25 protein-coding genes, 1 tRNA gene and 1 pseudogene are annotated in these 24,620 nt (G+C 70.8%); 14 read left to right on the top strand and 13 right to left on the bottom strand.

Going from position 1 to position 24,620, the window contains the following annotated elements; all coding sequences use genetic code 11:
• Nucleotides 1-53: 53 nt before the first annotated feature.
• The 7 genes from ppk2 (at nt 54) to AC1QRC_RS10695 (ending at nt 4,857) form a co-directional block, all read left to right on the top strand.
• A complete protein-coding gene (ppk2, locus tag AC1QRC_RS10725; RefSeq protein ID WP_484203316.1) occupies nt 54-944 on the top strand; it encodes a polyphosphate kinase 2 in 891 nt (296 codons plus the stop codon).
• Between the two features lie 89 nt (nt 945-1,033).
• The gene (locus tag AC1QRC_RS10720) at nt 1,034-1,405 is read left to right on the top strand and encodes a GntR family transcriptional regulator (protein ID WP_484203315.1); all 372 of its coding nucleotides are present in this window, start codon (nt 1,034-1,036) and stop codon (nt 1,403-1,405) included.
• Nucleotides 1,402-2,322, top strand: coding sequence for an ATP-binding cassette domain-containing protein (locus tag AC1QRC_RS10715; protein ID WP_484203314.1), 921 nt, complete (start codon nt 1,402-1,404; stop codon nt 2,320-2,322). Before AC1QRC_RS10720 ends, AC1QRC_RS10715 begins: the two co-directional genes overlap by 4 nt.
• Nucleotides 2,319-3,080, top strand: coding sequence for a hypothetical protein (locus tag AC1QRC_RS10710; RefSeq protein WP_484203313.1), 762 nt, complete (start codon nt 2,319-2,321; stop codon nt 3,078-3,080). The genes AC1QRC_RS10715 and AC1QRC_RS10710 overlap by 4 nt, the downstream gene beginning before the upstream one ends.
• 1 nt (nt 3,081) lies before the next feature.
• Nucleotides 3,082-3,774, top strand: coding sequence for an ABC transporter ATP-binding protein (locus AC1QRC_RS10705; protein WP_484203312.1), 693 nt, complete (start codon nt 3,082-3,084; stop codon nt 3,772-3,774).
• Nucleotides 3,695-4,051, top strand: a complete 357-nt coding sequence (locus AC1QRC_RS10700; RefSeq protein ID WP_484203310.1) for an ATP-binding cassette domain-containing protein — start codon at nt 3,695-3,697, stop codon at nt 4,049-4,051. Before AC1QRC_RS10705 ends, AC1QRC_RS10700 begins: the two co-directional genes overlap by 80 nt.
• On the top strand, nt 4,048-4,857 hold the full coding sequence (locus AC1QRC_RS10695) for an ABC transporter permease (RefSeq protein WP_484203309.1): 810 nt from the start codon (nt 4,048-4,050) through the stop codon (nt 4,855-4,857). The genes AC1QRC_RS10700 and AC1QRC_RS10695 overlap by 4 nt, the downstream gene beginning before the upstream one ends.
• Nucleotides 4,858-4,887: 30 nt before the next feature.
• Here AC1QRC_RS10695 and AC1QRC_RS10690 read toward each other — a convergent pair whose 3' ends face one another.
• The 4 genes and pseudogenes from AC1QRC_RS10690 to lepA all read right to left on the bottom strand — a co-directional run bounded on the left by AC1QRC_RS10690 (nt 4,888) and on the right by lepA (nt 10,911).
• The gene (locus AC1QRC_RS10690) at nt 4,888-7,902 is read right to left on the bottom strand and encodes an ATP-binding protein (RefSeq protein WP_484203308.1); all 3,015 of its coding nucleotides are present in this window, start codon (nt 7,900-7,902) and stop codon (nt 4,888-4,890) included.
• Between the two features lie 77 nt (nt 7,903-7,979).
• On the bottom strand, nt 7,980-8,135 hold the full coding sequence (locus AC1QRC_RS10685) for a hypothetical protein (protein ID WP_484203307.1): 156 nt from the start codon (nt 8,133-8,135) through the stop codon (nt 7,980-7,982).
• Nucleotides 8,136-8,283: 148 nt separating this feature from the next.
• Complete coding sequence (gene trmB / locus AC1QRC_RS10680) at nt 8,284-9,009, bottom strand: tRNA (guanosine(46)-N7)-methyltransferase TrmB (protein ID WP_484203306.1); 726 nt, start codon at nt 9,007-9,009, stop codon at nt 8,284-8,286.
• A gap of 38 nt (nt 9,010-9,047) precedes the next feature.
• Nucleotides 9,048-10,911 (bottom strand): annotated as a pseudogene (lepA, locus tag AC1QRC_RS10675) (translation elongation factor 4).
• Between the two features lie 620 nt (nt 10,912-11,531).
• Here lepA and AC1QRC_RS10670 point away from each other — a divergent pair.
• Genes AC1QRC_RS10670 through AC1QRC_RS10655 form a run of 4 tightly spaced genes read left to right on the top strand, consistent with a single transcriptional unit; the run spans nt 11,532 to nt 15,989 of the window.
• Nucleotides 11,532-13,016, top strand: coding sequence for an FAD-linked oxidase C-terminal domain-containing protein (locus AC1QRC_RS10670; protein ID WP_484203305.1), 1,485 nt, complete (start codon nt 11,532-11,534; stop codon nt 13,014-13,016).
• Nucleotides 13,016-14,242: an FAD-binding oxidoreductase gene (locus AC1QRC_RS10665; RefSeq protein WP_484203304.1), complete on the top strand. Its 1,227-nt coding sequence runs from the start codon at nt 13,016-13,018 to the stop codon at nt 14,240-14,242. Before AC1QRC_RS10670 ends, AC1QRC_RS10665 begins: the two co-directional genes overlap by 1 nt.
• Nucleotides 14,242-15,579 carry a (Fe-S)-binding protein gene (locus AC1QRC_RS10660; RefSeq protein WP_484203303.1) on the top strand — a complete coding sequence of 446 codons (1,338 nt, stop codon included), beginning with the start codon at nt 14,242-14,244 and terminating at the stop codon, nt 15,577-15,579. The genes AC1QRC_RS10665 and AC1QRC_RS10660 overlap by 1 nt, the downstream gene beginning before the upstream one ends.
• Nucleotides 15,580-15,581: 2 nt before the next feature.
• The gene (locus AC1QRC_RS10655; protein ID WP_484203302.1) at nt 15,582-15,989 is read left to right on the top strand and encodes a YjbQ family protein; all 408 of its coding nucleotides are present in this window, start codon (nt 15,582-15,584) and stop codon (nt 15,987-15,989) included.
• 13 nt (nt 15,990-16,002) lie between these two features.
• Here the strand turns inward: AC1QRC_RS10655 and AC1QRC_RS10650 are convergent, their stop codons facing one another.
• On the bottom strand, nt 16,003-16,560 hold the full coding sequence (locus tag AC1QRC_RS10650; protein WP_484203301.1) for a DUF402 domain-containing protein: 558 nt from the start codon (nt 16,558-16,560) through the stop codon (nt 16,003-16,005).
• A gap of 75 nt (nt 16,561-16,635) precedes the next feature.
• A complete protein-coding gene (locus AC1QRC_RS10645; protein WP_484203300.1) occupies nt 16,636-18,435 on the bottom strand; it encodes an L-lactate permease in 1,800 nt (599 codons plus the stop codon).
• Between the two features lie 133 nt (nt 18,436-18,568).
• Here AC1QRC_RS10645 and AC1QRC_RS10640 point away from each other — a divergent pair, with 133 nt between their 5' ends.
• Both AC1QRC_RS10640 and AC1QRC_RS10635 read left to right on the top strand, forming a co-directional pair.
• Complete coding sequence (locus AC1QRC_RS10640; RefSeq protein WP_484203299.1) at nt 18,569-19,339, top strand: IclR family transcriptional regulator; 771 nt, start codon at nt 18,569-18,571, stop codon at nt 19,337-19,339.
• The gene (locus AC1QRC_RS10635; RefSeq protein WP_484203298.1) at nt 19,336-19,869 is read left to right on the top strand and encodes a type II toxin-antitoxin system PemK/MazF family toxin; all 534 of its coding nucleotides are present in this window, start codon (nt 19,336-19,338) and stop codon (nt 19,867-19,869) included. The genes AC1QRC_RS10640 and AC1QRC_RS10635 overlap by 4 nt, the downstream gene beginning before the upstream one ends.
• Nucleotides 19,870-19,891: 22 nt before the next feature.
• On the opposite strand, the gene AC1QRC_RS10630 is transcribed toward AC1QRC_RS10635, so the two are convergent.
• On the bottom strand, nt 19,892-20,797 hold the full coding sequence (locus tag AC1QRC_RS10630; RefSeq protein WP_484203297.1) for a hypothetical protein: 906 nt from the start codon (nt 20,795-20,797) through the stop codon (nt 19,892-19,894).
• Between the two features lie 238 nt (nt 20,798-21,035).
• Here AC1QRC_RS10630 and AC1QRC_RS10625 point away from each other — a divergent pair, with 238 nt between their 5' ends.
• Complete coding sequence (locus tag AC1QRC_RS10625) at nt 21,036-21,644, top strand: DNA-3-methyladenine glycosylase I (RefSeq protein ID WP_484206621.1); 609 nt, start codon at nt 21,036-21,038, stop codon at nt 21,642-21,644.
• A gap of 82 nt (nt 21,645-21,726) precedes the next feature.
• Here the strand turns inward: AC1QRC_RS10625 and AC1QRC_RS10620 are convergent.
• The 6 genes from AC1QRC_RS10620 to AC1QRC_RS10595 all read right to left on the bottom strand — a co-directional run bounded on the left by AC1QRC_RS10620 (nt 21,727) and on the right by AC1QRC_RS10595 (nt 24,598).
• Nucleotides 21,727-21,799, bottom strand: a tRNA-Ala gene (locus AC1QRC_RS10620).
• Between the two features lie 73 nt (nt 21,800-21,872).
• Nucleotides 21,873-22,742: a prolipoprotein diacylglyceryl transferase gene (gene lgt, locus AC1QRC_RS10615; protein ID WP_484203296.1), complete on the bottom strand. Its 870-nt coding sequence runs from the start codon at nt 22,740-22,742 to the stop codon at nt 21,873-21,875.
• A gap of 10 nt (nt 22,743-22,752) precedes the next feature.
• Nucleotides 22,753-23,397, bottom strand: a complete 645-nt coding sequence (locus AC1QRC_RS10610; RefSeq protein WP_484203295.1) for a histidine phosphatase family protein — start codon at nt 23,395-23,397, stop codon at nt 22,753-22,755.
• The gene (rsfS, locus tag AC1QRC_RS10605; RefSeq protein WP_484203294.1) at nt 23,394-23,771 is read right to left on the bottom strand and encodes a ribosome silencing factor; all 378 of its coding nucleotides are present in this window, start codon (nt 23,769-23,771) and stop codon (nt 23,394-23,396) included. Before rsfS ends, AC1QRC_RS10610 begins: the two co-directional genes overlap by 4 nt.
• The gene (nadD, locus tag AC1QRC_RS10600; protein ID WP_484203293.1) at nt 23,772-24,389 is read right to left on the bottom strand and encodes a nicotinate-nucleotide adenylyltransferase; all 618 of its coding nucleotides are present in this window, start codon (nt 24,387-24,389) and stop codon (nt 23,772-23,774) included. It abuts the gene before it with no gap.
• The gene (locus AC1QRC_RS10595) at nt 24,389-24,598 is read right to left on the bottom strand and encodes a hypothetical protein (protein WP_484203292.1); all 210 of its coding nucleotides are present in this window, start codon (nt 24,596-24,598) and stop codon (nt 24,389-24,391) included. The genes nadD and AC1QRC_RS10595 overlap by 1 nt, the downstream gene beginning before the upstream one ends.
• Nucleotides 24,599-24,620: the final 22 nt, after the last annotated feature.

The following is a 24,620-nucleotide window of genomic DNA, read 5'->3' as shown; positions in this document are numbered from 1 at the left end:
TCTCCCACCGCGATGTCGCCTCCCGTTCACCCACGTCCCCTACAGTCACGCACGTGCAGCAGGAACTCCGCGAGTACATCGACCGGCTCAGGGCCGAAGGCTACACCGTCCGGGACGACCAGGGCTCGGACCCGGACCTCATCACCCCCGACGGGAAGGCCGTCGACACCTGGCGTGAGGACTACCCCTACGGCAACCGGTTGTCCCGCAGTTACTACGACGTCGAGAAGTGGCTCCTGCAGGTCGAGCTGCTCAAGTTGCAGTACTGGGTGCAGGACACCGGGAAGCGGCTCCTGGTGGTCTTCGAGGGGCGCGACGCCGCAGGCAAGGGCGGGGCGATCAAGCGGTTCACCGAGCACCTGAACCCGCGCGGCGCCCGGGTCGTGGCGCTCACCAAGCCCTCCCGGGTGGAGGAGGGACAGTGGTACTTCCAGCGGTACGTCCAGCACCTGCCGACCGCCGGCGAGATCGTGCTGCTGGACCGGTCCTGGTACAACCGCGCCGGTGTCGAGCGGGTCATGGGCTTCTGCACCGAGGACCAGTACCAGCGGTTCATGCACCAGACGCCCACCTTCGAGCGGATGCTCGTCGATGACGGCATCCACCTGACGAAGTTTTGGTTCTCGGTGACCCGCTCGGAGCAGCGGACCCGGTTTGCGATCCGGCAGCTCGACCCCGTGCGCCGCTGGAAACTGTCCCCGATGGACCTGGAGTCGCTGGATCGCTGGGAGGCCTACACCGAGGCCAAGGAAGAGATGTTCCGGCTCACCGACACCGATGCCGCACCATGGATCACCATCAAGAGCAACGACAAGAAGCGCGCCCGCCTCAACGCCATGCGCTACTTCCTCGGCCTCTTCGACTACCCCGACAAGGACCACACGATCGTGCTGCCGCCCGACCCCAAGCTGGTCCGTCGCGGCAGATACACCACCGGCGACTGACGCGCAGCACCGTCCCCCAACTCACTTGACCGATCCCTACGTTCTGTGGTTCATTAGTCGAGTAATGAACCACAGAAGGAGGGAACCTCGTGTTCGACGGTCGTGAGCCGATCTACCAGCAGATCGCCGAGGCGATCCGTGGCGAGATTCTCTCCGGCGCGCTCCGCGAGGGGGACCAGGTCATGTCGACCACGCAGTACGCCACCACCTACCGCATCAATCCCGCCACCGCCGCCAAGGCGTTCGCCCAACTGGTCGACGAGGGGATCCTTCACAAACAGCGCGGGCTGGGGATGTTCGTCTCAGAAGGCGCCCCCGACCTGCTGCGCACCCGGCGCCGCGAGGTGTTCTTCGCCGAGCGCCTGGACCCGGTCCTGCGCGAGGCGGACGTCCTCGGCATCACCCCCGCAGAACTCACCACCTACCTCATGAACTCCGACCCGAAGGGAGCACGTCGATGACCGGCCAGCCCGTCCGGACCGTGGAGCTCGGTGTCACCTATGGCTCCACCCCCGCGCTCAGCGGGGTCTCACTCGACCTCGAATCCGACCGCATCCACGGCCTGCTCGGCCGCAACGGGGCGGGCAAGACCACCCTGCTCTGCGCCCTGGCCTCGCTGCGCGCCCCCTCTGCGGGCGAGATCCGCATCGGCGGGACCGACCCGTTCGAGAGCGAGCAAGTCATGGAGCAGGTCTGCCTGATCCGCGAGAGCGGTGATGTCATCACCGACGAGAAGCTCGAGGACAATCTGGACTGGTTCGAGCTCGCGCGGCCCCGCTTCGACCGCTCCTACGCCCACCGCCTCGCCGCGCAGTTCGGGCTCGACCTGTCCAAGAAGCCGTCGGCCCTGTCGCGCGGCCAGGCCTCTGCGTTCGGTGTCGTCGTGGGGCTGGCAGCCCGGGCCCCGGTGACGATGTTCGACGAGGTGCACCTGGGGATGGATGCACCGGCCCGGCAGATGTTCTACGACGAGCTGCTCCGCGACTTCGCCGAACACCCCCGCACGATCCTGCTCTCGAGCCACCTGATCAACGAGATCGAGCACCTGGTGGAGACGGTGACCGTCCTGCACCGCGGCGAGCTGCTGCTCAGCCAGGAGGCGGAGGACCTGCGCACGCAGGGTGCCACGCTCACCGGTCCGGCAGCGGCCGTCGACAGGTTCACCGCCGGCCAGCCCGTCATCGGCACCCGCGACCTCGGTCCGACCCGGCAGACGACCGTCTTCGGCGCCCTGGACCAGGATCTCCTGGCCAGCGCCGAGCAGAACGGCCTCCAGGTCGGACCGGTCCCCCTCCAGGACCTATTCATCCACCTCACCAACCACGCCGGCGACGACGCCACCGACCACGACACCGACAGCGCCCGGGAGACCGCATGAGCACCGACACCCTCGACACGGAGGTGCGGACCACCCGTCACCGTCCGCAGTGGCTGCGGGCGACACAGTGGCTCTTCACCCGCACCTTTTTCCTGATGTTCCTGGCCTGGGCCCTGGTCGTCGTCGTGGTGACGGTGGTCCTGGCCATCGTCGGCCGCAACGTGGACACCGTCCAGATGTCCGGGTTCGCCATCTCGCACCACGGGCTGCTCTGGTTCCCGTTCAGCATCGCGATCATGATGGCCACCACCTACCTGCCGCTCCATGTCGCCGCGGGGATGACCCGCCGATCCTTCATCCGCGCGGCACTGCTGGCGCAGGTGGGGATCGGCGTGCTCAACGCCGTGTTCAGCACGGTGGCCCTGCTGCTGGAACGCTGGATCTACGACCGGTTGGGGTGGGTCCACGGGCAGACCGACGACACCAACCTCACGGTCTTCGCCGGTGGCGAGCTCACCTACGGCCTCGGCCTGGCCCTCCTCTTCGCCTCCGCGATGGTCAGCGGCCTGCTCGTCGGCGCCGCATACCTGCGGGCCGGCGCCTGGTGGGGCACCCTCGCACTCCCGCTCACGCTGCTTCCGATCCTCGTGACGACCCTCGTCGGGCTCGGGGAGCACCAGTGGAGGCCCTGGAGCATCACCCTCGCCGACCACTGGCCCGGCGGAGGCCCACTCTCGGCCGTCGTGGTGCTCCTCGCCGGCGCCGCCTGCTTCGGGCTGCTGGTCCGGCGGATCCCTATCGAGACAAGGAAGACCTGACATGACTATCTCCACCTCCCCCACACCAGGCGCGGTGACGGCGCCGACCGGCCCCGTCGTCCGGGTGACCGACCTCCGCAAGGCCTACGGCCCGAAGGTCGCCGTCGATGGAGTGTCGTTCACCGTCCAACGCGGTGAGATCTTCGGCATCCTCGGACCCAACGGTGCGGGCAAGACGACCACGGTCGAGTGCCTGGCCGGGCTGCGCCACGCCGACGGCGGGTCGGTCAATCTGCTCGGGCTCGACCCGCAGCACGACCCTGTCCCGGTCCGCGAGGTGCTCGGCGTGCAACTCCAGGAGTCTGCACTGCCGCCCAAGATCCGGGTCATCGAGGCGCTGCGTCTCTATGCCGCGTTCTACCCCGACCCGGACGACCCCGAGGCGCTCCTGGACAGGCTGGGCCTCGGCGAGAAGCGGGACACGGCATACCAGGACCTGTCCGGCGGCCAGAAGCAGCGCCTGTCCATCGCGCTCGCGCTGATCGGCCGCCCCCAGGTCGCGATCCTGGACGAGCTCACCACCGGGCTGGACCCGCAGGCCCGCCGGGAGACCTGGGACCTGGTCGAGCAGCGTCCGCGACAGCGGCGTGACGATCATCCTGGTCACCCACTTCATGGACGAGGCCGAGCGGCTGTGCGACCGGCTCGTGGTGATCGACGGGGGCCGCGTGATCGCCGAGGGGACGCCGGCTGAGTTGTCCGGCGGCACCCACGGGGACCGCACGTTCCGGGTGGGGCTGCCAGAGGCCCTTCCGGACCACGAATTCCTCCGCGCCCTCCCGGCCGTCACCTCGGTCCGGGAGGTCGGGCGCGAGCTGGAGATCAGCGGCACCGACACGGTGCTGCCCGACGCCATCGCCGCGCTCTATGCCCGCGGCATCATCCCGGACGAGGTCCGGACCCGCACCCGCTCCCTCGAGGACGCCTTCGTCGAGCTGGTCACCCGAGACGCAGAGGAGACCGCACCATGACCGCGACGACCGAACGACTCCCCGGCAGCACCCGCACCCGCACGGGGATGCGGGGCCTGGGCCCCCTGACCCTTTCGGAGGCGCGGCTGTTCCTGCGGGACTTCAGCAGCCTGTTCTTCGTCCTGCTCTTCCCCACGGTCCTCCTCGTCGGAATGGCGCTGGCGATCCCCGGGATGGGCGACCAGATCACCGACGCCGGCGCGCAGTGGGAGCAGTACACGGTCGTCGACCTGTTCCTCCCCGTCATGTTCTGCGTCGCGGCGGCGTCCGCCGGGCTGACCGCCCTGCCCGCCTACCTCGCGGGATACCGGGAGACCGGGGTGCTCCGGCGCATGTCGACTACCCCGATGCGCCCGCAGGGTGTGCTGCTGGCCCACCTCGTGGTGGAGCTGGTGGCCGTCATCCTCGGTGCCCTCCTGGCCCTCCTGGCCGGGCTCCTGATCTTCGACAGCCCCATGCCCGAGAGTCCGCTGCTGGCCCTGGCTGCCTTCGTCCTCGCGGTCACCTCGATGTTCGGCATCGGGCTGCTGATCGGCGGCCTGGCCAACAAGGGCACGACCGCCTCCGGGCTCGGCATGCTGGTCTACTTCCCGATGCTGTTCATGGCGGGTCTGTGGACGCCCGGGCCTGCCATGCCGGAGGCCGCCGCCAGGATCGCCACCTACACCCCCCTGGGTGCCGGCGCACAGTCGCTGAACACGGCGTGGTTCGGCACGGGGGACTTCCCGTTGACCCAGCTCCTCGTGATGGTCGTCTGGTCGGTGGTGCTCTTCCTGGTCGCCGCCCGCACCTTCCGCTGGGACTGAGCGACCGGGCCTGGCCCGGCGGCGTCCTCGCTAGTCGAGGAGACCCTGCCGCCGGGCCAGCGCGGCCGCCTCGGTGCGGCCAGCGGCTCCCAGCTTGGCCAGGATGTTGGACACGTGCACGCTCACCGTCTTGGTGCTGATGAACAGCTGGCGCGCGACCTGGCCGTTGGTACGTCCCTGGGCCACCAGGGCCAGCACCTCTCGCTCGCGTGGGGTCAGCACCGGTTGGTCTGGGGTCGTCGCCGCCGCAGCACGCGCTCCCAGGCCACGCACCTCGGCCAGGAGCGGCAGCGCTCCCAGCGCCTCGGCCGTCGCCCCGGCACTCCCGGCCAGCTCCTGCGCGAGACCCTGCTCCCCCTGGGCACGGAGCACGGCCGCCAGTCGGGCCTGTGACCGCGCGACCTCGAAGGGGTGGCCCAGTTGCTCGAAGGCCTCCACGGTCCGCTCCCAGGCGCCGCGGAGGTCCTTCTCCGGCACGTCCTCACCCCCCAGCCACCGCAGCCGCAAATGCTCCGCCGCCAGTCGCAGACCCCACGCCCGGCCCTCGGGTCCCACCGTCCGGCCGAGCACGGACTTCTGCGTCTCCGCCTGACGCAGGACCGCGGCTAGGTCCGAGCCAAGGCGCAACCGGTCGGAGCGCGCGGCAGCGCCGAGCTCCCCCACCCCTGTGGTCAGGTGGCCCAGGAGCAGCGCGGCGAGCCGCACCTGGGCATTGAACGTCTCCACCTGCCACACGGTGGTCACGGCCGCGACGGTGTCGTCGTACGCCTGGGCAGCCCCCTCCGGGTCACCGGCATCGCCCGCGAGCTCGAGGGCCGCGCCACCGGCCAGGATTGCCAGCCAGCCGTCCTCGGCCCACTGTGGCCGGGTGGCCTCGACGGCGGCAGGGCCTGCGGGATCACCCCGCCCGGCGCTCACCTGCAGGCGGACCGCCGTCAGGATCACAGCCGCGGACGGCGGCGGGTTCTCCCCCGAGGTGTCGGTGAGGCGGTCCACGGCATCCCAGTCGCCGGCCATGTAGGCCGTCAACCCACTGAGCACCCGCGCGTCGAAGCCGTACGGTGCCCAGGGTCGTCCCTGCCTCCGCGCCAGGGACGTGGCCTCGCGGTAGAACTCGCGCGCCCGGGTGACCTGACCCATCTCGAGGTGGGTGCCGCCGAGCTGGTGCAGCGCCCGGGTCTGGGCCGCCGTGTCCCCACTGGCGCGTGCCTGCTCGAGCACCTCGGTGAGGAGACGGATCGACTCCTCCGGGTCGCCGAGGAACTCGTTGAGACGCCCCAGGGTGGTCGCGGCGTCGACCGCCGTCCGCTTCAGTCCCAGGGTGTCGGCCATCGTGACCGCGTCCTGGGCGAAGGAGACCGCCTCGGCGAAGCGGGAGCGGTCCACGTTGGCCCGCGCGTGCACCGCCAGGGCGTGGGCGCGGAGCGGCCGGGGCTCCGGCCCCACGAGGTCAAGGGCGGCGGTGGTCAGGTCCAGGGAGTTGAGCGAGGGGTCGTCGCTGAACATCGCGGCGCGCGCCAGCTGCAGGAGGAGCTTGGCCCGCTCGTCGTGGGCGAGGTCCGCGCCGATGGAGGACAGGGCGTCCCGCAGCAGCGCTCCCGCGCGGTGGGTGTGTCCGGCGTCGATGAGCGCCTCCGCCGCCCGGTGGGTCAGGTGGACGACGTTGGCCTCGCCGTGATCGGCCAGGCTCGGGTCGGCCAGCAGCTCCAGCGCGAGCTGGAAGTGACCTGCCGCCTCGTCCGGGCCGCCAACCTTCATCGCGTCGTCGCCGGCCTCGATGCTGGCCGCCAGCGCGGTCTCCCGGTCCTGGGCTGCCCGGGCATGCCTGGCCAGCTCGGCAGCCGACCCGTTGCTCTGCCCCTGCACGAGCGCGGCCACGTAGGCGGCGTGCAGCCGGGTGCGCTCGCCGGGCAACAGGTCGTCGTAGACGGCCTCGGCCAGCAACGCGTGCCGGAAGGCGTAGGAGGCATCGCCCCACGGGATCAGGATGTTGGCGTCCACCGCCGAGCGCAGGGCCCCGTCGAGCTCGCCCTCCGGCAGCCCTGCCACCGCGGCCAGCATGTCGTGTGCCACGCGCCGACCGGCGACGGCGGCCGCACGCACGACACCGCGCGCGGTGTCCCCGAGGCTGTCCAGCCGGACCAGCAGGAGGTCCGCCAGGTCCGAGGGCAGGTCGCCTCGGTCCAGCTCGCGTGCCCCGAGGAGCTCCTCGGCGAAGAAGGCGTTGCCCTCCGCCCGTCGCACGATCTCCTGCACGTCGGCCTCGGTCAGCACCTGGCTGGGACGTCGCGCCCCGTGCGTGGCCCTGACCAGGCTGCGCACGTCAGGGTCGGGCAGCTCTGCCAGGTGCAACCGGGAGACCCGCGGCATCCGGCCCCACTCGGTGACCCTGCCGCGCAGCGGGTGCCGGCGGTGCAGGTCGTCACTGCGATAGGAGACCACGATGCTCACCGGCTGCTCGAACCCCCGGACGAACAGCGAGGACAGGATGTCGCAGGTCGAGCGGTCGGCCCAGTGCGCATCCTCCACGATCACCAGCACCGGGCCGGAGGTCGCCAGGTGCTCCAGCGCCGCGTGGACCCCCTCGAAGATCTCTCCCCGCCCCAGGCCGGCCCCGTCGGCGTCGTGGCCGGCCGCCGCCCCGCGAGCGTGGATCTGCTCCGGGCCAGCGGAGCCCGTGGCCGGCTGCGCCCCGAGCAGGCGCCTTCCTGGCTGCAACCGGGCGATGGCAGGGGTGTCGCTGGCCACCGCGGCCATGACCTCGGGCCGACTGGCGCCAAGCCGGCCGAACATCTCCGAGAACGGCAGGTAGGGCAGGGCGCTGTCGCCGAAGTCCAGGCAGTGTCCGATGAGCACCTCCCACCCCGACTCCTGGGCGCGCCGGGCGAGCTCGCTCAGCAAGCGGGTCTTGCCGACGCCCGCGTCTCCCCCGAGCACGACGGCAGCCGGTGTCGGATCCGATCCGACACCGGCTGCCAGCGTGAGTTGGGAGAGCTCATCAGCCCGCCCGACCAGGGGTGTGTTCGTCGTTGGGTCGATTGCCACGTCCTCCATCATCCCTGCTGCCACCGACAGTCGCAGTGGCGGCTCGGAACACGGCAGGACCAGGTCTGCGGCGTGGCTCACCGCGCCAGGGCCACGCGGTGGCCACCCGAGGGGGTGGGACCACTGGGCCGCTGGGCACGGCTCTTGCTGAACGGGAGCCGCAGCGGCGACTGCCAGGCCCTGGTCAGCTCCTCTCGGCGGTAGCTCAGCTCGACCCGGAGGTAGGGATCCACGAAATCCATGGTGCTGCTCCGATCTTGTGTCCATCGGGGCCGGTCGGACCCGATGAATCAAGACTCGTCTGCTGAGGTAGACCCCCACATCGGCCGTTGTCCCTAACTCTGCCCGGTGCCCTACCTCAGGGTGTCCCGGTGCCCTACCTCAGGCGTCGGAGGGCAGTCGCTGGTAGGCCAGGTCGGCGATCTCCCGCCCGGCCGCCACGCCCTTGCGCTCGAACCGTGTCACCGGCCGCAGCGGGGCACGTTCGGTGGAGACGAGCCCGAACCGCTCATCCACGTCCAGCAGCTCGCGCATCCACGTGGCGTAGTCGGCCCAGTCCGTGGCCAGCCGCCACAGCCCACTCGGCTCTAACACCCGGTGCACGGCGTCGGCGAACGGGGCAGCCACCAGTCGGCGCTTGTGGTGGCGCGTCTTGGGCCAGGGGTCGGGGAAGAACGTCCACACCTCGTGCGCCGTCCCCGGCTCCAGCAGAGTGGCCAGCGCCTGGCCCGCGTCAACCTCGACGAACCGGATGTTGGGCAGCAGGTCCTCCCCCATCCGGGCCATCGTCTGCGCGATGCCCGGGCGCCAGACCTCCAGCGCCAGGAAGTCCCAGTCGGGGCGTTCCGCCGCCGCGTGCCGCAGTGCGTCCCCGGAGCCCGACCCGACCTCCACGACCAACGGGGCCAGTCGGCCGAATACGCCCTGCTGGTCCAGCCGGTAGGAGGGGTCGACCGTGGTGACCCCTGCGTCCCCGTCCGGGGGCACGTCCACGACATACCGGGGGGACAGCCGGTCGTATGCCGCATGGTGCCGTGGGGGCATCCGGTCACCCCGGCGGGTGAACGAGCGGGTGCGCGCCAACCGGTGCGGACGGGCGGGGTCCACCCCCGGGGACGGTGCGCCCGGCGGGTTCTCGCCGACCACTACTTCTTGGCCTTCTCGGCGCCGCCGTCCTGGGAGAGCGCGGCGATGAAGGCCTCCTGCGGCACCTCGACGGAGCCGACCATCTTCATCCGCTTCTTGCCCTCCTTCTGCTTCTCCAGCAGCTTGCGCTTGCGGCTGATGTCACCGCCGTAGCACTTGGCGAGGACGTCCTTGCGGATCGCCCGGATCGTCTCGCGCGCGATGACCCGGGAGCCGATCGCCGCCTGGATCGGCACCTCGAACTGCTGCCGCGGGATGAGGTCCTTGAGCTTGCCCGCCATCATGACGCCGTAGGCGTAGGCCTTGTCCCGGTGCACGATCGAGCTGAAGGCATCGACGGTGTCACCCTGCAGCAGGATGTCCACCTTCACCAGGTCGGCGTCCTGCTCCCCGTCGGGCTCGTAGTCCAGGGAGGCGTAGCCCTTGGTCCGGGACTTCAGCGCGTCGAAGAAGTCGAAGACGATCTCGGCCAGCGGCAGGGTGTAGCGCATCTCCACCCGCTCCGGGGACAGGTAGTCCATCCCCTTCAGGGTGCCGCGTCGGCTCTGGCAGAGCTCCATGATGCTGCCGATGAACTCGCTCGGGGCCAGCACCGTGGCACGCACGACAGGCTCGGTGATCAGAGGCCACCTTGCCTGCCGGGAACTCACTCGGGTTGGTCACCTCCACCTCGGTCCCGTCGTCCAACTGCACCTGGTAGACGACATTGGGCAGGGTCGAGATGAGGTCGAGGTCGAACTCGCGCTCCAGCCGCTCGCGGACGATCTCCAGGTGCAGCATCCCGAGGAAGCCGACCCGGAAGCCGAATCCCAGCGCCGCCGACGTCTCCGGCTCGTAGACCAGCGCCGCGTCGTTGAGCTTCAGCTTGTCCAGCGCGTCGCGCAGGATCGGGTAGTCCGAGCCGTCGATTGGGTAGAGCCCGGAGAACACCATCGGCCGGGGATCCTTGTAGCCGCCGAGCGGTTGCGCCGCCATCCGTCCCGCCCCGGTGACGGTGTCCCCGACGCGGGACTGACGCACGTCCTTCACCCCGGTGATGAGGTAGCCGACCTCGCCGACCCCCAGACCCTGAGACGGGACGGGCTCCGGGGAGATCACGCCGATCTCAAGCAGTTCGTGTGTCGCCTTGGTGGACATCATCGCGATCTTCTCGCGCGGCGACAGGTCACCGTCGATCACCCGGACGTAGGTCACCACGCCGCGGTAGGTGTCGTAGACGGAGTCGAAGATCATCGCCCGGGCCGGCGCGGACGAGTCCCCGACCGGTGCCGGGATCTCCGCGACGATCCGGTCCAGCAACTCCTCGACGCCCTCGCCGGTCTTGCCGGACACCTTCATGACGTCCTCGGGCTCGCAGCCGATCAGCCCGGCCAGCTCCTCGGCATACTTCTCCGGCTGGGCCGCGGGCAGGTCGATCTTGTTGAGCACCGGGATGATGGTGAGGTCGTTCTCCATCGCCAGGTAGAGGTTGGCCAGGGTCTGCGCCTCGATGCCCTGCGCCGCGTCGACGAGCAGCACCGCGCCCTCGCACGCGGCCAACGACCGGCTCACCTCGTAGGTGAAGTCGACGTGCCCCGGCGTGTCGATCATGTTCAGCACGTACGGACGGCCCTCAGGCGCCTCCGGCGCGGTGACCGACCAGGGCATCCGCACCGCCTGCGACTTGATGGTGATGCCCCGCTCGCGTTCGATGTCCATCCGGTCCAGGTACTGCGCCCGCATCTGGCGCTGCTCGACCACGCCGGTGATCTGCAGCATTCGGTCGGCCAGCGTGGACTTGCCATGGTCGATGTGCGCGATGATGCAGAAGTTGCGGATCACCTCCGCGGGGGTGGCGGCCGGCTTCGGCGCGGACTGGGCGATCGGCGACACTCGACAGGGACCTCGGGTTCGGGGAACGGGACGACAGCGGTCGGGTCAGTCTCCCATGCAGCCCGGCCCCGCCCCAATCGCACCGCCGACGGCGCCACACCGGACGCGCCAGCCGTCACGACAGGCGAACGGGGCAGCAGACCCGTGTCTGCTGCCCCGCTCATCTGACCTTAGACCGGGTCAGGACTACCGCCACCGCCCCCCCCTCCACCGCCGCCGCCCCCTCCACCGCCACTCCCGCATTGGGCGGTGAAGTCACCTCCGCCGACATCGCACGGCCGCGGGGTACCCCCGGCGTTCGCGGCGGTCCCGCCCGCCAAGGCGATCAAGGACGCAGCGGCTGCAGCAGCCACTCCCCGGACAATCGTGTTGCGTGACATGTCCATTCTCCCCTGTTGTTGGATGGACATGCCCTTCCATCCAGTCACGCAACGGGACCCACGTCAAGGGTCGCGGCTGCCTCAACGCCGTGTGCCACTAGAGTATATTCCGTCAGGTAACCAAGAGGTTCCGTAATGTGGAATGTTGCTGTTCATCGTGCACCGCCCCTCGGATGCCCCCGCTGGCGAACCACGACAGAATGGTGCGAACAGTCCCTGGAGGTGACCACCATGAGCGAGCCCGCTAGCGAGGCGGCCGGCACCGCGGCCGACGTCCTGGAGGACCTGCGGCCGCACCTGCCCGCCGAGTGCCTGATCACTGACCCGACCCGGCTGGGTGCCTACGACTGTGACGGCTTGGCGGCCTACCGCGTCCGACCTGCCCTGGTGGTGCTGACCGACACCCCCGAGCACGTCCGCCGCACCGTCCAGGCCTGCGCCCGACACGGGGTGCCGTTCGTGGCGCGCGGCTCGGGGACCGGCCTCTCCGGTGGCGCGCTCCCCCACGCCGACGGCGTGCTGCTGGTCACCAGCCGACTGCGCACGCTGCACGAGATCAGCGCCGCCGACCAGCGGGCCGTGGTGGACCCCGGCGTGATCAACCTGCAGGTCTCGAAGTCGGCCAACCCCGAGGGCTACTACTTCGCGCCGGACCCCTCGAGCCAGCAGATCTGCTCGATCGGCGGCAACGTCGCCGAGAACTCCGGTGGAGCGCACTGCCTCAAGTACGGCTTCACCGCCAACCACGTGCTCGCCCTGGACGTGGTCACCCCCGAGGGCGAGGCGATCACGCTGGGCACCCGCGCCCCGGACTCCCCCGGCTACGACCTGGTCGGCGCGTTCGTCGGCTCCGAGGGCACGCTGGGCGTCGCCACCGGGGTCACCGTCCGCCTGGTGCGGCTGCCCCAGGAGGTGCGCACGATCCTGGCCGGATTCCAGGACACCGACCAGGCCGGCGCCGCCACCAGCGCGATCATCGCCAGCGGCATCGTGCCCGCGGCCATCGAGATCATGGACGCCCTGGCCATCGAGGCGGCCGAGGCGGCGGTGAGCTGCGGCTACCCCGAGGGCGCCGGCGCGGTGCTCGTCGTCGAGCTCGACGGACCGGCCCAGGAGGTCGCCCACGAGTTCGACGCCGTCGAGCAGATCTGCCGGGACGAGGGGTGCTTCGAGTTGCGGGTCGCCACGGATGCGGCTGACCGGGCCGCCATCTGGAAGGGCCGCAAGTCAGCCTTCGCCGCGGTCGGCCGGATCAGCCCCGACTACATCGTCCAGGACGGCGTGGTGCCCCGGACCGCGCTGCCAGCGGTGCTGCGCCGGATGACGGAGATCTCCGCCGAGAAGGGCGTGCGCGTGGCCAACGTGTTCCACGCCGGCGACGGCAACCTGCACCCGCTGGTCCTCTTCGATGCCTCTGTCGAGGGCGAGACCGAGCGGGCCGAGGAGGTGTCCGGAGCGATCCTGGACCTGTGCCTGGAGCACGGCGGGTCGATCACGGGCGAGCACGGTGTGGGCGCCGACAAGGCCAAGCACATGCCCAAGATGTTCACCGCCGAGGACCTGGACACCCAGCAGATGGTGCGGTGCGCCTTCGACCCGGCCGGCATCGCCAACCCGGGAAAGATCTACCCCACGCCTCGGCTGTGCGGTGAACGTCCCGGCCGGCATACCGGCCCCCACCCCCTTCAGGCACAAGGATTGGCGGAGATCTTCTGATGAGCCTGCTCGACGAGCTCGGTGCGGTCTGCGAGGTCCGCGAGCCCTGGCCCGGTGACCTGGTGGACGGGCTCCGGCCGCAGGTGATCGCGCGCCCGGCGTCGACCGAGGAGACCTCGGCGGTCATGCGGCTCTGCCACGAGCGCGATCTGGCCGTGACCGTGCGCGGGGCCGGGACCAAACAGGCGTGGGGTATGCCGCCCGCTCGCCTCGACGTGATCCTGGAGACCCTGCGCATGGACCAGGTGGTCGAGCACGCGCACGGCGACCTCATCGCGATTGTGGGCACCGGTCTGCGGTTGGCCGACCTCGACACCGTCCTGCGGGAGAACGGCCAGCAACTCATCATCGATGACCTGCCACTTGGTTCCACCGTCGGTGGCGCGGTGGCGACCAACCTCTCCGGGCCCCGCCGCATGGCGGTCGGTGCCGCCCGGGACCTGCTCATCGGCGTCACCGTGGTCCGGGCCGACGGGACGATCGCCAAGTCCGGGGGCAAGGTTGTCAAGAACGTCGCCGGCTACGACCTTGCCAAGCTCCTGACGGGGTCCTTCGGGACGCTGGGGGTGCTGACCGAGGTCACCTTCCGGCTGCACCCGGTGACCCCGGCGAGCGAGTGGGTCTGCGCGGAGCTGCCCCAGGGTGACCTGGCCGGCGCGGTGAGCAGCCTGCTGCACTCGCAACTGGTGCCCACCGCACTGGAGGTCGAGCACTCGGGGGACGCGGGCCCGGCGCGGCTGGCCGCGCTCTTCACCGGCACCGAGGAGGGGGTGGCAGCGCGGGTGGCCGCGGCACGGGACCTCGTCCCCGGCACCGCCGCTGGCGCCGACGCCGTCTGGACGGGGCGGTTCCCCTGGCTCGGCGAGGACGGTAGGGCAACCGCCGACGCCGCTGCACTCAAGCTCACCTGCCAATTGAGCAGCGTTGCCGACCTGGTGCAGGAGGCCGCCCGACGCGGGGTCGCCGTCCGCGGCTCCGCCGGTGCGGGGGTGCTCTACGGGGCCGCCCCGCTCGAGGACCTCGCGGACACCGTGTCCGGGCTGCGGGACTGGTGTGTCCGGCACGGCGGGAGCCTGGTCGTGCTCGACGCCCCCGGCACCGACAAGACCAGGCTTGACGTGTGGGGCAGCGCCACCATTGGTGGGCTGGACATCATGCGCCGGGTCAAGCAGGAGTTCGACCCGACCGGCGTCCTGTCGGTCGGTCGGTTCGTAGGAGGAATCTGATGGGTCACGAGCAGGTCCAGCTCGGCATTCCGGGCGTGCGTGGAGAGGGTCAGCCCGCGTTCGACAGCCACCACCCGCCCAGCTCGGAGCTGATCGACGACTGCGTCCACTGCGGGTTCTGCCTGACCACCTGCCCCACCTACAGCCTGTGGGGCGAGGAGATGGACAGCCCGCGCGGCCGGATCCACCTGATGCAGGCCGGGCTCGAGGGCGCCCCGCTGACCGACTCGATGGTGGGCCACTTCGACGCCTGTCTGGGGTGCATGGCCTGTGTCACCGCCTGCCCCTCGGGCGTCCAGTACGACCGGCTCATCGAGCAGACCCGGGCCCAGGTGGAGCGGCGCCACGAACGCACCGCCAAGGAGAAGGCGCTGCGGACGGCGATCTTCTCCCTCTTCCCCTACCCCAAGCGTCTCCGGTTGCTGCGCGGCCCGCTGCGCCTGGCCCAGAAGGTCGGCGCCGACAGGGCGCTGGCCAAGACGGGCCTCCTGGAGAGGATCAGCCCGGAGCTGGCCTCGATGCAGTCGCTCGCCCCACAACTGGGCAAGGCCGAGCGGGTGCCGGAGCGCACCCCGGCCGTGGGCGAACGTCGGGCCGTCGTCGGCATGCTCACCGGGTGCGTGCAGCGGGAGTTCTTCCCCGGCGTCAATGCCGCCACCGCGCGGGTCCTGGCCGCCGAGGGCTGCGAGGTCATCGCTCCCACGCGGCAGGGATGCTGCGGGGCGTTGAGCACCCACGTCGGGCGGGAGGATGAGGGGCAGCGATTCGCCCGCGCCCTGATCGACACCTTCTCCGAGGCCGCGGTGGACTACGTGGTCGTGAATTCGGCAGGCTGCGGGTCATCCATGAAGGAGTACGTCCACCTCCTGGCGGACGACCCTGCGTATGCCGATCGGGCCAAGGAGTTCTCCTCCCGGGTGCGCGACTTCGCCGAGATCATCGCCGAGCTCGGCCCGGTGGCACCGCGCCACCCGGTCGAGGCGGTGGCGGCCTACCACGACGCCTGTCACCTGGGCCACGCCCAGGGCATCCGCAACCAGCCGCGGGAACTCCTCCGGGCGATCCCGGGTCTGCAGGTGCGGGAGATCCCGGACGCCGAGATCTGCTGCGGCAGCGCCGGCGTCTACAACATCCTGAACCCTGAGCCGGCCCGGGAGCTGGGCGACCGCAAGGCCGCCAACATCGTGTCCACCGGCGCCGAGCTGCTGATCACCGCCAACCCCGGGTGCCTGATGCAAGTGGCGAACTCCCTGGAACGGGCGGGCAAGAGCATCGGGATGGCCCACACCGCGCTGGTGCTCGACGCCTCGATCCGTGGCGTGCCGCTCGAGGTCTGAGCGTGCACACCGAGGTCGTTCGCTACCGCACGGGCGGTGACGAGGTCGTGCTCGACATCACCGCCGACGCCGAGAAGTTCGTCGACGGTCGCGGCGACGGGCTGCTCCACGTGTTCGTGCCGCACGCCACTGCCGGGCTGGCGATCCTGGAGACCGGGGCCGGCAGCGACGACGACCTGCTGGCGGCGCTGCGCGACCTGCTGCCGGCGGACGACCGCTGGATCCACCAGCACGGCAGCAGGGGCCACGGTCGGTCCCACGTGATGCCAGCCCTCATCCCGCCGTACGCCACGATCCCGGTCCTCGGCGGACGGTTGACGCTCGGCACCTGGCAGAGCCTGTGCCTGGTGGACCTCAACGTCGACAACGCCGAGCGGCAGGTGCGCTTCTCGGTGCTCGCCGACCGCTGACTCCGCGGAGGGGTCAGGCCGAGCCCCTCCCCAGCTCCTGCGTCAGCTCCCGCCACTGACGAACCAGGTCCTCCAGGGTCCAGGGGGCCCCGGACCGCAGATCAGCGACGACCGCGGCACACTCTCGCTCCGCGGCGACGACGACGTCCTCGGGGTAGTCGAACTCCCTCTGGTGCTCGGCGAACTCGTCCTCGTCCTCGACACCCACCGCGTCGTCGAAGCCCTGCACGACGTCCAGGTCCAGGTCGACGGCACGGAACTCCGGGATCCTGGCGCCACCTGCTGCCAGTTCGGGCGGGGTGCAGATGTCGACGTAGCAGCGCCACTTGTAGCCGTGCACCGGCTCGTAGAACGTGGCAGCGAACCACCGCTGCCCCGCGGGCAACAGCATGACCTGCGTGCCGTGGGTGGCGAACTGCGCCCCTGGCCGGGTGAACACGGTGCCCTCGGCCGTGCCGATCCACCTGCCGTGGACGTCGGCTCCGAGGTAGCGCAGGTTCTCACGGGGCGCCCAGTGGGGGCGGTCCCCCCACTTGCCGAACCTCACCTGCACCTCGGTCCCCGGTCGCACGCCCCCTAGCCTGCCAGACCGGGGCCGGGGCCGCCGGACCGGAAGACCCGGCCCGGCGGCACCCGGGACGCCTGGTCAGGAGGTGGCGCGGGCGGTGATCTTCGCGTCGTGGGCGTACATCCACCGCACGATAGCCGCGATCGCCAGCAGCAGCACGACGAACAGGATGGTCCCGGCGTTGAACCCGATGCCGTGGATCAGCATGAACCCGACGGAGCCGGCAGCCAGGCAGTAGTAGCTCGTGACAAGGACCGTCTTGCGGATCAGGTCCCCCTCGCGGCCCAGCAGACCGACGGTCGCCGACGCCGCCACGATGTTGTGGATCGCCACCGGGTTGCCACCCGCACCACCGACCGCCTGGGTCGCCACGACCTGCTCCGGCGGGACACCGATCTCGTTACCCGTGGACCACTGGAACTGGGAGAAGGTCAGGTTGGAGACCGTGTTGGACCCGGCCACGAAGGCACCCAGGGCGCCGATCCACGGGCTGAACACCGGCCAACTGTCGCCGGCGATGCTCGCCACGCCCTGAGCCAGCACGACGGGCATGCTGTCCAGGCCGGAGTCGTTGATGCCGGACTGGATCAGGATCCGGACCAGCGGGACCGCGAACAGCAGCGCGACCGCGGTCCCGGCGAGCTGCATACCGGACACCTTCCACGTCTGGGCGATCTGCTGGCCGTTCATCCGGTAGAACAGGTAGCTGAGGGCGGAGACCACGATGAGGATGAAGCCGGGCGAGTAGAACAGGTCGACGTTCGTGCTGATCCCCTCCACCCCGAGGATGTTCTTGATCTCGATCCGGGTGGTCCCCGCGGTGGTGAGGAACTGGGTCAGCGGGTCGATGATCCGGGTGAGGACCAAGATCACGGCCAGCGCGACGTAGGGCGCCCACGCGGTCACCAGGTTCATCTCCCGGTGCCGGCTGTCGTTGTCCAGGTGGTCGGTGTCGATCTTGCCCATCCACCGGGAGTCCCAGGTGTCCCGCGGAGCGAACTCGAAGGTGTCCTTCGGCATCAGGAAGCCCTTGCTGGAGGTGAACATCACCAGCGCCAACCCGATCAGGCCGCCCAGCAGGGAGGGGAACTCGGGGCCGAGGACGAGGGCCACGAGCACGTAGGGCACGGTCATCGCCAGGGACGCGTATAGCGCGAACGGGGCCACCTTCAACCCCTCGGCGAAGCTGCGCCGCTCCCCGAAGAAGCCGGTGAGCATCACGGCGAGGATCAGCGGGATGAGCAGGCCGACCATCGCGTGGATCAGCGCGACGTGGAAACCGATCTCGGCGACATACTCGGAGTAGCTGACCCCCAGCTCGGAGAGTCGCTCGGACATGCCCGGGGAGTTCTCCCCCATGCCGTTGGCCACACCCACCAGGATCGGCGTGCCGACCGCCCCGAAGCTCACCGGCGTCGACTGGATGATCAGGCCGACCATGACCGCCGCCATGGCCGGGAAGCCCAGCGCGAGCATCAACGGTGCGACCACGGCCGCCGGGGTACCGAAGCCGGACGCGCCCTCGATGAAGGAACCGAACAGCCACCCGATGATGATCGCCTGGACGCGACGGTCCGGGGAGATGTTGTCGAAGCCCGCCCGGATGCGGCTCATCGCGCCGGAGGCGATCACCGTGGCGAGCAGGAGCAACGCGCCGAACACGATGTACAACAGGGTGGCGGCCACGATCAGGCCCTCCAGGCTCGCCGCGGCCAGCGTCTTCGGCTCCATCTCCCAGGCCAGCCAGGCGATGACCAGGGCGACGACGTAGCCGACGGGCATGGCGTACTTCGCGGGCCACCTGAATCCGGCCAGCAAGACACCCACCACGAGGATGGGAGTGAGGGCCAACAGGCTCAGTACTCCGAGGTTGTCCACGACGGCAGTCCTTTCAAGGGGCTATATTCCACATCATGGGTATGGCATTTCACCGTTCTGGCTCGGAATCCTGTCCACCGGCACCCCGCCCGTCAAGCGACCTGCCGTACCGTGGCCGGATCGAGACCTCCCGATGAGCACCGAGCGCGGCAGGGGCGTGCAGTCCGTGGACCGGGCACTCGACGTCCTCGAGGCGCTGGTCGGCCACGAGGGCGCCCTGGGCGTCACCGACATCGCCCGCAGGGTGGGGCTGCCGCAGGGGACGGTGCACCGGCTGCTGCTCACCCTCGCCGACCGCGGGTACGCCCGGCGGGAGGCGGACCGCAAGTATGCCGTGGGGGTCGCCGCGCTCCGGCTGGGGGACGCCGGCTACCGCGAGCTCGCCGCCCTCGCTGCCGAGCACCTACGCGCCCTCGTCGACCTGTCCGGCGAGACCGCCAACCTGGCCCTGCTGGAGGGCGACCGGATGGTCTACATCGCCCAGTCCCCCTCCCCGCACACGCTGCGCATCTTCGCCGAGGTCGGCCGGCGGGTGCCGATCCACTCCACCTCGGTCGGCAAGGCGGTGCTGTCGGTGATGGAGCCCGAGCGGGTCTCCTCCCTGGTCCGCAAGCTCACCCTGGACCCACGGACCCCCCACACCGCCGCCACGACCGAGGAGCTCCTGGCCCGGGTCGCCCAGGCCCGCGAGGAGGGCTTCGCCCTCGACGACGAGGAGCAGGAGGTGGGGGTGCGCTGCGTCGGCGTGCCGCTGCCCCCGGTCGGGGGCCTGTTCGCCGCCGCCTCGGTCAGCGGCCCGAGTGACCGGTTCACCCTGGAGCGGGCTCATGAGGTGGGTGCGCAACTCCCGACCGCGATCGCCGACCTCGCCACCGCCCTCAACCCGGAGGTGCAGTCAGGATGAACAGCACACAGCTCCTGCGGCTCCTGGGCCGCACGGTCCGCACCGCCCGGGCCGTGGCCACCCGGGCCCGCCGTTCCGCCCCCCGGGGCGGGTCCTCGGCCGAGCCCGCCGGCGGCGCCCCGGAGGCCTACCCGGGGGATTTCTCCGGCAGGCCCACGATCAGCTACTCCCCCAACCCCGACGGTGAGCCCGACCCCGGCGAGATCGTCTGGACGTGGGTCCCCTTCGAGGAGGACCACTCCCAGGGCAAGGACCGCCCGGTCCTGGTCATCGGGCGCGACGGGCGGTGGCTCCTCGCCCTGCAACTGACCAGCAAGGACCACGACCGGGACGCCGCGGCCGAGGCCCGCTGGGGCCGCCACTGGGTCGACGTCGGCAGTGGCGGCTGGGACCGCGAGCGCCGGCCCAGCGAGGCCAGGGTCGACCGCGTCCTGCGGATCGACCCGGAGGGAGTGCGCCGGATCGGCGCCGTCCTGGACCGCGACCGCTTCGACGAGGTCACCGAGCAGGTGCTCCGCCACGCCGGGTAGCGGGCCGGCCTGCCGCCCGTCGCTACGGTCCCTCCCCGTCGCGCAACTCCTCCAGGGTTCCCGGGCGGGCCTGCCCGACCGCCTGCTGCAGCTGCTCCAGGGTGATGTCCTTGGGGTCCCCCTCCAGCAGCAGCAGGGTGTCGTCGTGCACGACACCGGACCCCACGACAAACTCGCCCTCCAGGACCACCCCGTCCCCCGTCTCCCGGCAGTCCCCGTCCCGGGAGGACACCACGATGTCGCGTGCGAGCTGGCACAGGTCACGGTCCGCCACCGGCAGCAGGTAGCCCTTCGGGTACCCCCTCGACCCCTCCTCCGGGTTGAACGACAGCGAGATGTAGTCGGTCCCGCTGTCCCGGTCACTGGAGGCCCAGGACGTGCGCAGCCGGTAGCCGTCCAGGTCGGGCACCAGGACCCGCTCGACGCCGACGGTCGCCAGGGACTCGAGACGGTCCTGGGCCCGGGTGGCCGAGGCCCACTGCTGCCCGCCGACCACCAGCCCGATCACCAGCAGCACCGGGAGCACCCGCGCCACCCAGCCACGGTCGGGCTGCAGCACCCAGTGGGCCAACGGCGCGAGCACCGCCCCGAGCAGCACCCAGCACCACCACGGGGCCAGCCCGTCGTGTCCCCGGACCGAGAGGAGGGTCTGCAGCGACAGCACCAGGGCACTGGCCCCGACGAAGCCGAAGACGGTGGTGAGGAACACCGGCCGCAGGTGCAGCAGCCGCAACGCGATCAGAGTGGCAGCCGCGCAGAGCAGCGTCACGCCGGCCGCGGTCACCGGCGGCCCGAAGCACTCGCTGATCGTGTTGCAGTCGAAGGTCGTCGGCCGCCACGCGACCCAGAGCACGCCGCCGAGAGTCGCTCCCAGCAGCGCCAGCAGTCCAGCTGCCACGGCACCGGTGCGCTCCTGTGGGTCGGTCACCGGAGCATCCTCACACAGCGGGGTGCAGGATAGGTGGATGGACGGTGCCGAGACCCTGGCCACGCTGGAGCGGTGGAGCTCCTTCGGTGGCGTATGGCGAGTGGTCGCCTCGGACCACGCGGCCGCGACGGTCTCGCTGTGCCGCTGCGACGGGGGCGAGGAGGTCGACCGGCTGGTCGTGACCGACCCCCGGGCCCTGGCCTACCTCGCGGACCACGGGTCAGGGCACGATCAACTGGTGGAACAGGCACCAGGCACCAGTGTCGTCGTCGGCGAGGACGGGCTGGCCCGCCCGGCGTGGGCGGCCACCGACCCCCTGCTGCGCGACTACTACGACACCGAGTGGGGCATGCCGGTCCGCGACGAGCAGGGGATGTTCGAGCGGATCAGCCTCGAGGGTTTCCAGGCCGGCCTGTCCTGGGCGACCATCCTGCGCAAGCGTCCGGCCTTCCGGGCCGCGTTCGCCGGGTTCGACCCCGACACCGTGGCCACTTTCACCGAGCGCGACGAGGAGCGGCTGATGTCCGACGCGGGCATCGTGCGCAACCGGGCCAAGATCCGGGCCACCATCGGCAACGCCCGGGCCACGATCCGGCTGCGCGAGCGCGGCGGGCTGGTGGACTTCGTCTGGTCCTTCCAGCCGGACCAGACTCCCCGGCCCCGGACCCGTGAGGAGGTCCCCACAACGTCGCCGGAGTCGGTCGCGCTGTCCAAGGCGCTGCGCCGGGAAGGGTTCGCCTTCGTCGGCCCCACCACGATGTTCGCCCTCATGGAGGCCGTCGGCATCGTGGACACGCACCTGGTCGGGTCGCACCGGCGGGGAGTGTCCGGGGTGTGGCCCTCGTGAAGGAGGGCGGAGGCGGCGGATGAGACAGCAGGCGCGGGGACGAAAAAACCGACGGTATGCGGGTGCATACCGTCGGTCTCCGTGGAGCTGAGGGGACTCGAACCCCTGACCCCCTCCATGCCATGGAGGTGCGCTACCAGCTGCGCCACAGCCCCGAGTGGGACGACCGAGTTTACCCATATCCAGGGGCCAGATTCCAAATCGGTCCGGCTGGTTGTGAGCGGCGCCTCACCCCTCCGGGTCGGAGGCGTCCTGCTCCTCGTCCGGACCCCCGGCGCCGGCGCGCTCCACCCACGGCTCCCGCCCGGGCCTGCGGGCCTGCAGCACGGCGAACAGGGCCAAGCCCGCGACGATGAAGAGCAGTGCAGTGACCTGGTTGGTGCGCAACGGTCCTACGAGGTAACTCACGTCGGTGCGGATCCCCTCGATCCAGAACCGGCCGCTGCCGTAGATGACCATGTAGAGCGCGAAGACCTTGCCCCATCCGAGGGTGAACTTCCGGTCCAGCCACAGCAGCAGCAGGCACCCCAGGGCGTTCCACGTCAGCTCGTAGAGGAAGGTCGGCTGGAATGTCTCCACGTCCCGGTACTCGGCGGGACGTCGCTCCGGGTCGATCTGCAGTCCCAGGGGTCCGTCGTCCGGGCCGCCGAACAGCTCCTGGTTGAACCAGTTGCCCAGTCGGCCCACCGCCTGGGCGAGGATCAGCCCCGGCGCCAGTGCGTCGGCGAACGAGGCGAACCGGGCGCCCCGGCGCCACGTCACGAACGCCGCGCCCAGGGCACCGCCCAACACCGCCCCGAAGACGGCGATCCCGCCCTCCCAGATGTAGAGCACCTTGACCAGGTCGCGTCCCGGCCCGAAGTAGCTGTCCCAGTGGGTCAGCACGTGGTAGATCCGGGCACCGACGATGCCGCAGGGGATGGCGACCAGGGCGATCGACTCGAAGGTCTCGGCCCGGCCCCCGCGGGCGACCCAGCGACGGCGGCCCAGCCACCACGCCAGCGCCATCCCCGCGACCAGGCACAGGGCGTAGAAGCGGATCGTCAACGGGCCGATCTCGAGCTGGCTGAGGCCGGGACTGGGGATCACACTGAACATGGTCGCTCCCTCAGTGGTCGCTGGTGCCGGAGATGGCCGGCCCAGCGCCCACGTTCCAGCCCACGATCCGCCACCCGGTCCGGTGCTCGGCCAGCTCGGCCCAGTGGCAGTTGTGCAGACCGCCGAGCATCAACCAGGCGTCCCGCTGGTCCATCCCGACCATCGCCGCCACCAGGGCGCGGCCCGCGACACCGTGCGTCACCACGACCAGACCCTGGCCGTCGTGCAGTGTCTCGAGCAGCTCCGTCGCGGCGGCGTGGACCCGCTCCCGGACGTGCTCGACGGCCTCGCCGTGCTCGCCGCGGCGGATGTCCTCACCGCGCCCGAGGGCGGCGTGCTCGTCGGGGTACCGCTCGGCCACGTCGCCCTGGCTCATCCCCTGCCAGGTGCCCACATCGATCTCCCGCAGCCGCTCGTCGTGGGTCACCTCCAGCCCGGTCTCGGCGGCCAGCTCCGCAGCGGTGTGCGCGGCGCGGCGCAGGTCGCTGGAGACGATCCGGTGCGGCTCAAGCCGGGCCAGCGCGACGGCAGCGGCCCGGGCCTGCTCCACCCCGGTCCCTGACAGGTCGGTGTCCAGCTGCCCCTGCCAGATCCCCCCGGCGTTGTGCTCGGTCTGACCGTGCCGCCACACGATCAGCCGGCGACCGGTGGTCACCGGTCGGGCTGCGGGTCGGCGTCCGGCAGGGTGACCTCGGGGCAGTCCTTCCAGAGCCGCTCGAGGTCATAGAAGGTGCGCTCGTCGGAGTGCATGACGTGCACGACGATGTCGCCGAAGTCGAGCAGCACCCAGCGGCCCTCTCGCTGCCCCTCCCGCCGGATCGGCTTGGCGCCCAGTTGCAGCAACCGCTCCTCGACGGCGTCGACGATGGCACCCACCTGCCGCTCCCCCGGCGCCGAGGCGATGAGGAAGACGTCGGTCAGGGCCAACTGGCCGCTGACGTCGAGCCCGACCACCTCCTCCGCCAGCTTGTCCTGGGCGGCCACGGCCGCTGCTCGGGCCAGGTCAACGGCACGCTGTGACGCGCTCACTCACTGCTCCTGCGGGGTCGGGGAGATCTCACCGGCGTGCTGCGGCCGGTAGAGGTGGTACTTGCCGATGTATTGCACGACGCCGTCGGGGACCAGGTACCACACCGGCTCCCCCCGGGCGGTGCGGTCCCGGCAGTCGGTGGAGGAGATCGCCATCGCGGGCACCTCCAGGAGGGTCACCCGGTCGGCGGGCAGTCCCTTGTCGCTCAGCTCGTGCCCGGGCCGGGTGACCCCGACGAAGTGGGCCAGGTCCCACAGTTGCTCAACCCCTCGCCAGGACAGGATCTCGGCGAGGGCGTCGGCGCCCGTGATGAAGAAGAGTTCGTCGTCCGGTCGCTCGGCGTGCAGGTCGCGCAGGGTGTCGAGGGTGTAGGTGGGCCCGTCCCGCTCGATGTCCACGCGGGAGACCGTGAAGCGGGGATTGGACGCCGTCGCGATGACCGTCATCAGGTAGCGGTGCTCGGCCGGGCTGACCTGCTGGCTGTCCTTGCGGTAGGGCTGACCGGTGGGGACGAAGACGACCTCGTCGAGGTCGAGCAGGGCCGCCGCCTCGCTGGCGGCGACGAGGTGTCCGTGGTGGATGGGGTCGAAGGTGCCACCCATCACTCCCAGCCGCATCAGTGCTGGCTGCCCGCCGACCCATCACCCTCGGGTGCGTCGGTGTGGTGCTCGACCGGGTCCAGCAGCAGGGTGTTGCGGAAGGACCACAGGAATCCCAGCAGGGCCATGAACGCGACGAGCGCGACCACGCCGAACCACACCGGCTCCAGCGGCAGCTCGTTGACCACGTGGTGACCGGCCTCACCCGAGGCAAACACAGACGTCATGGGGGCAGCCTACCCGGCTCAC

The organism is Ornithinicoccus sp. (assembly GCF_057176825.1).
This window is presented reverse-complemented; position numbering and strand designations above follow the sequence as displayed.

Coding starts and splice junctions, on each gene's coding strand:
- nadD (WP_484203293.1), bottom strand. CDS start 24,389: ATGCGGCTGGGAGTGATGGGTGGCACCTTCGACCCCATCCACCACGGA.
- AC1QRC_RS10705 (WP_484203312.1), top strand. CDS start 3,082: ATGACTATCTCCACCTCCCCCACACCAGGCGCGGTGACGGCGCCGACC.
- AC1QRC_RS10635 (WP_484203298.1), top strand. CDS start 19,336: ATGAACAGCACACAGCTCCTGCGGCTCCTGGGCCGCACGGTCCGCACC.
- AC1QRC_RS10670 (WP_484203305.1), top strand. CDS start 11,532: ATGAGCGAGCCCGCTAGCGAGGCGGCCGGCACCGCGGCCGACGTCCTG.
- AC1QRC_RS10715 (WP_484203314.1), top strand. CDS start 1,402: ATGACCGGCCAGCCCGTCCGGACCGTGGAGCTCGGTGTCACCTATGGC.
- AC1QRC_RS10665 (WP_484203304.1), top strand. CDS start 13,016: ATGAGCCTGCTCGACGAGCTCGGTGCGGTCTGCGAGGTCCGCGAGCCC.
- AC1QRC_RS10700 (WP_484203310.1), top strand. CDS start 3,695: ATGGACGAGGCCGAGCGGCTGTGCGACCGGCTCGTGGTGATCGACGGG.
- AC1QRC_RS10595 (WP_484203292.1), bottom strand. CDS start 24,598: ATGACGTCTGTGTTTGCCTCGGGTGAGGCCGGTCACCACGTGGTCAAC.
- lgt (WP_484203296.1), bottom strand. CDS start 22,742: ATGTTCAGTGTGATCCCCAGTCCCGGCCTCAGCCAGCTCGAGATCGGC.
- AC1QRC_RS10660 (WP_484203303.1), top strand. CDS start 14,242: ATGGGTCACGAGCAGGTCCAGCTCGGCATTCCGGGCGTGCGTGGAGAG.
- AC1QRC_RS10640 (WP_484203299.1), top strand. CDS start 18,569: ATGAGCACCGAGCGCGGCAGGGGCGTGCAGTCCGTGGACCGGGCACTC.
- AC1QRC_RS10695 (WP_484203309.1), top strand. CDS start 4,048: ATGACCGCGACGACCGAACGACTCCCCGGCAGCACCCGCACCCGCACG.
- AC1QRC_RS10710 (WP_484203313.1), top strand. CDS start 2,319: ATGAGCACCGACACCCTCGACACGGAGGTGCGGACCACCCGTCACCGT.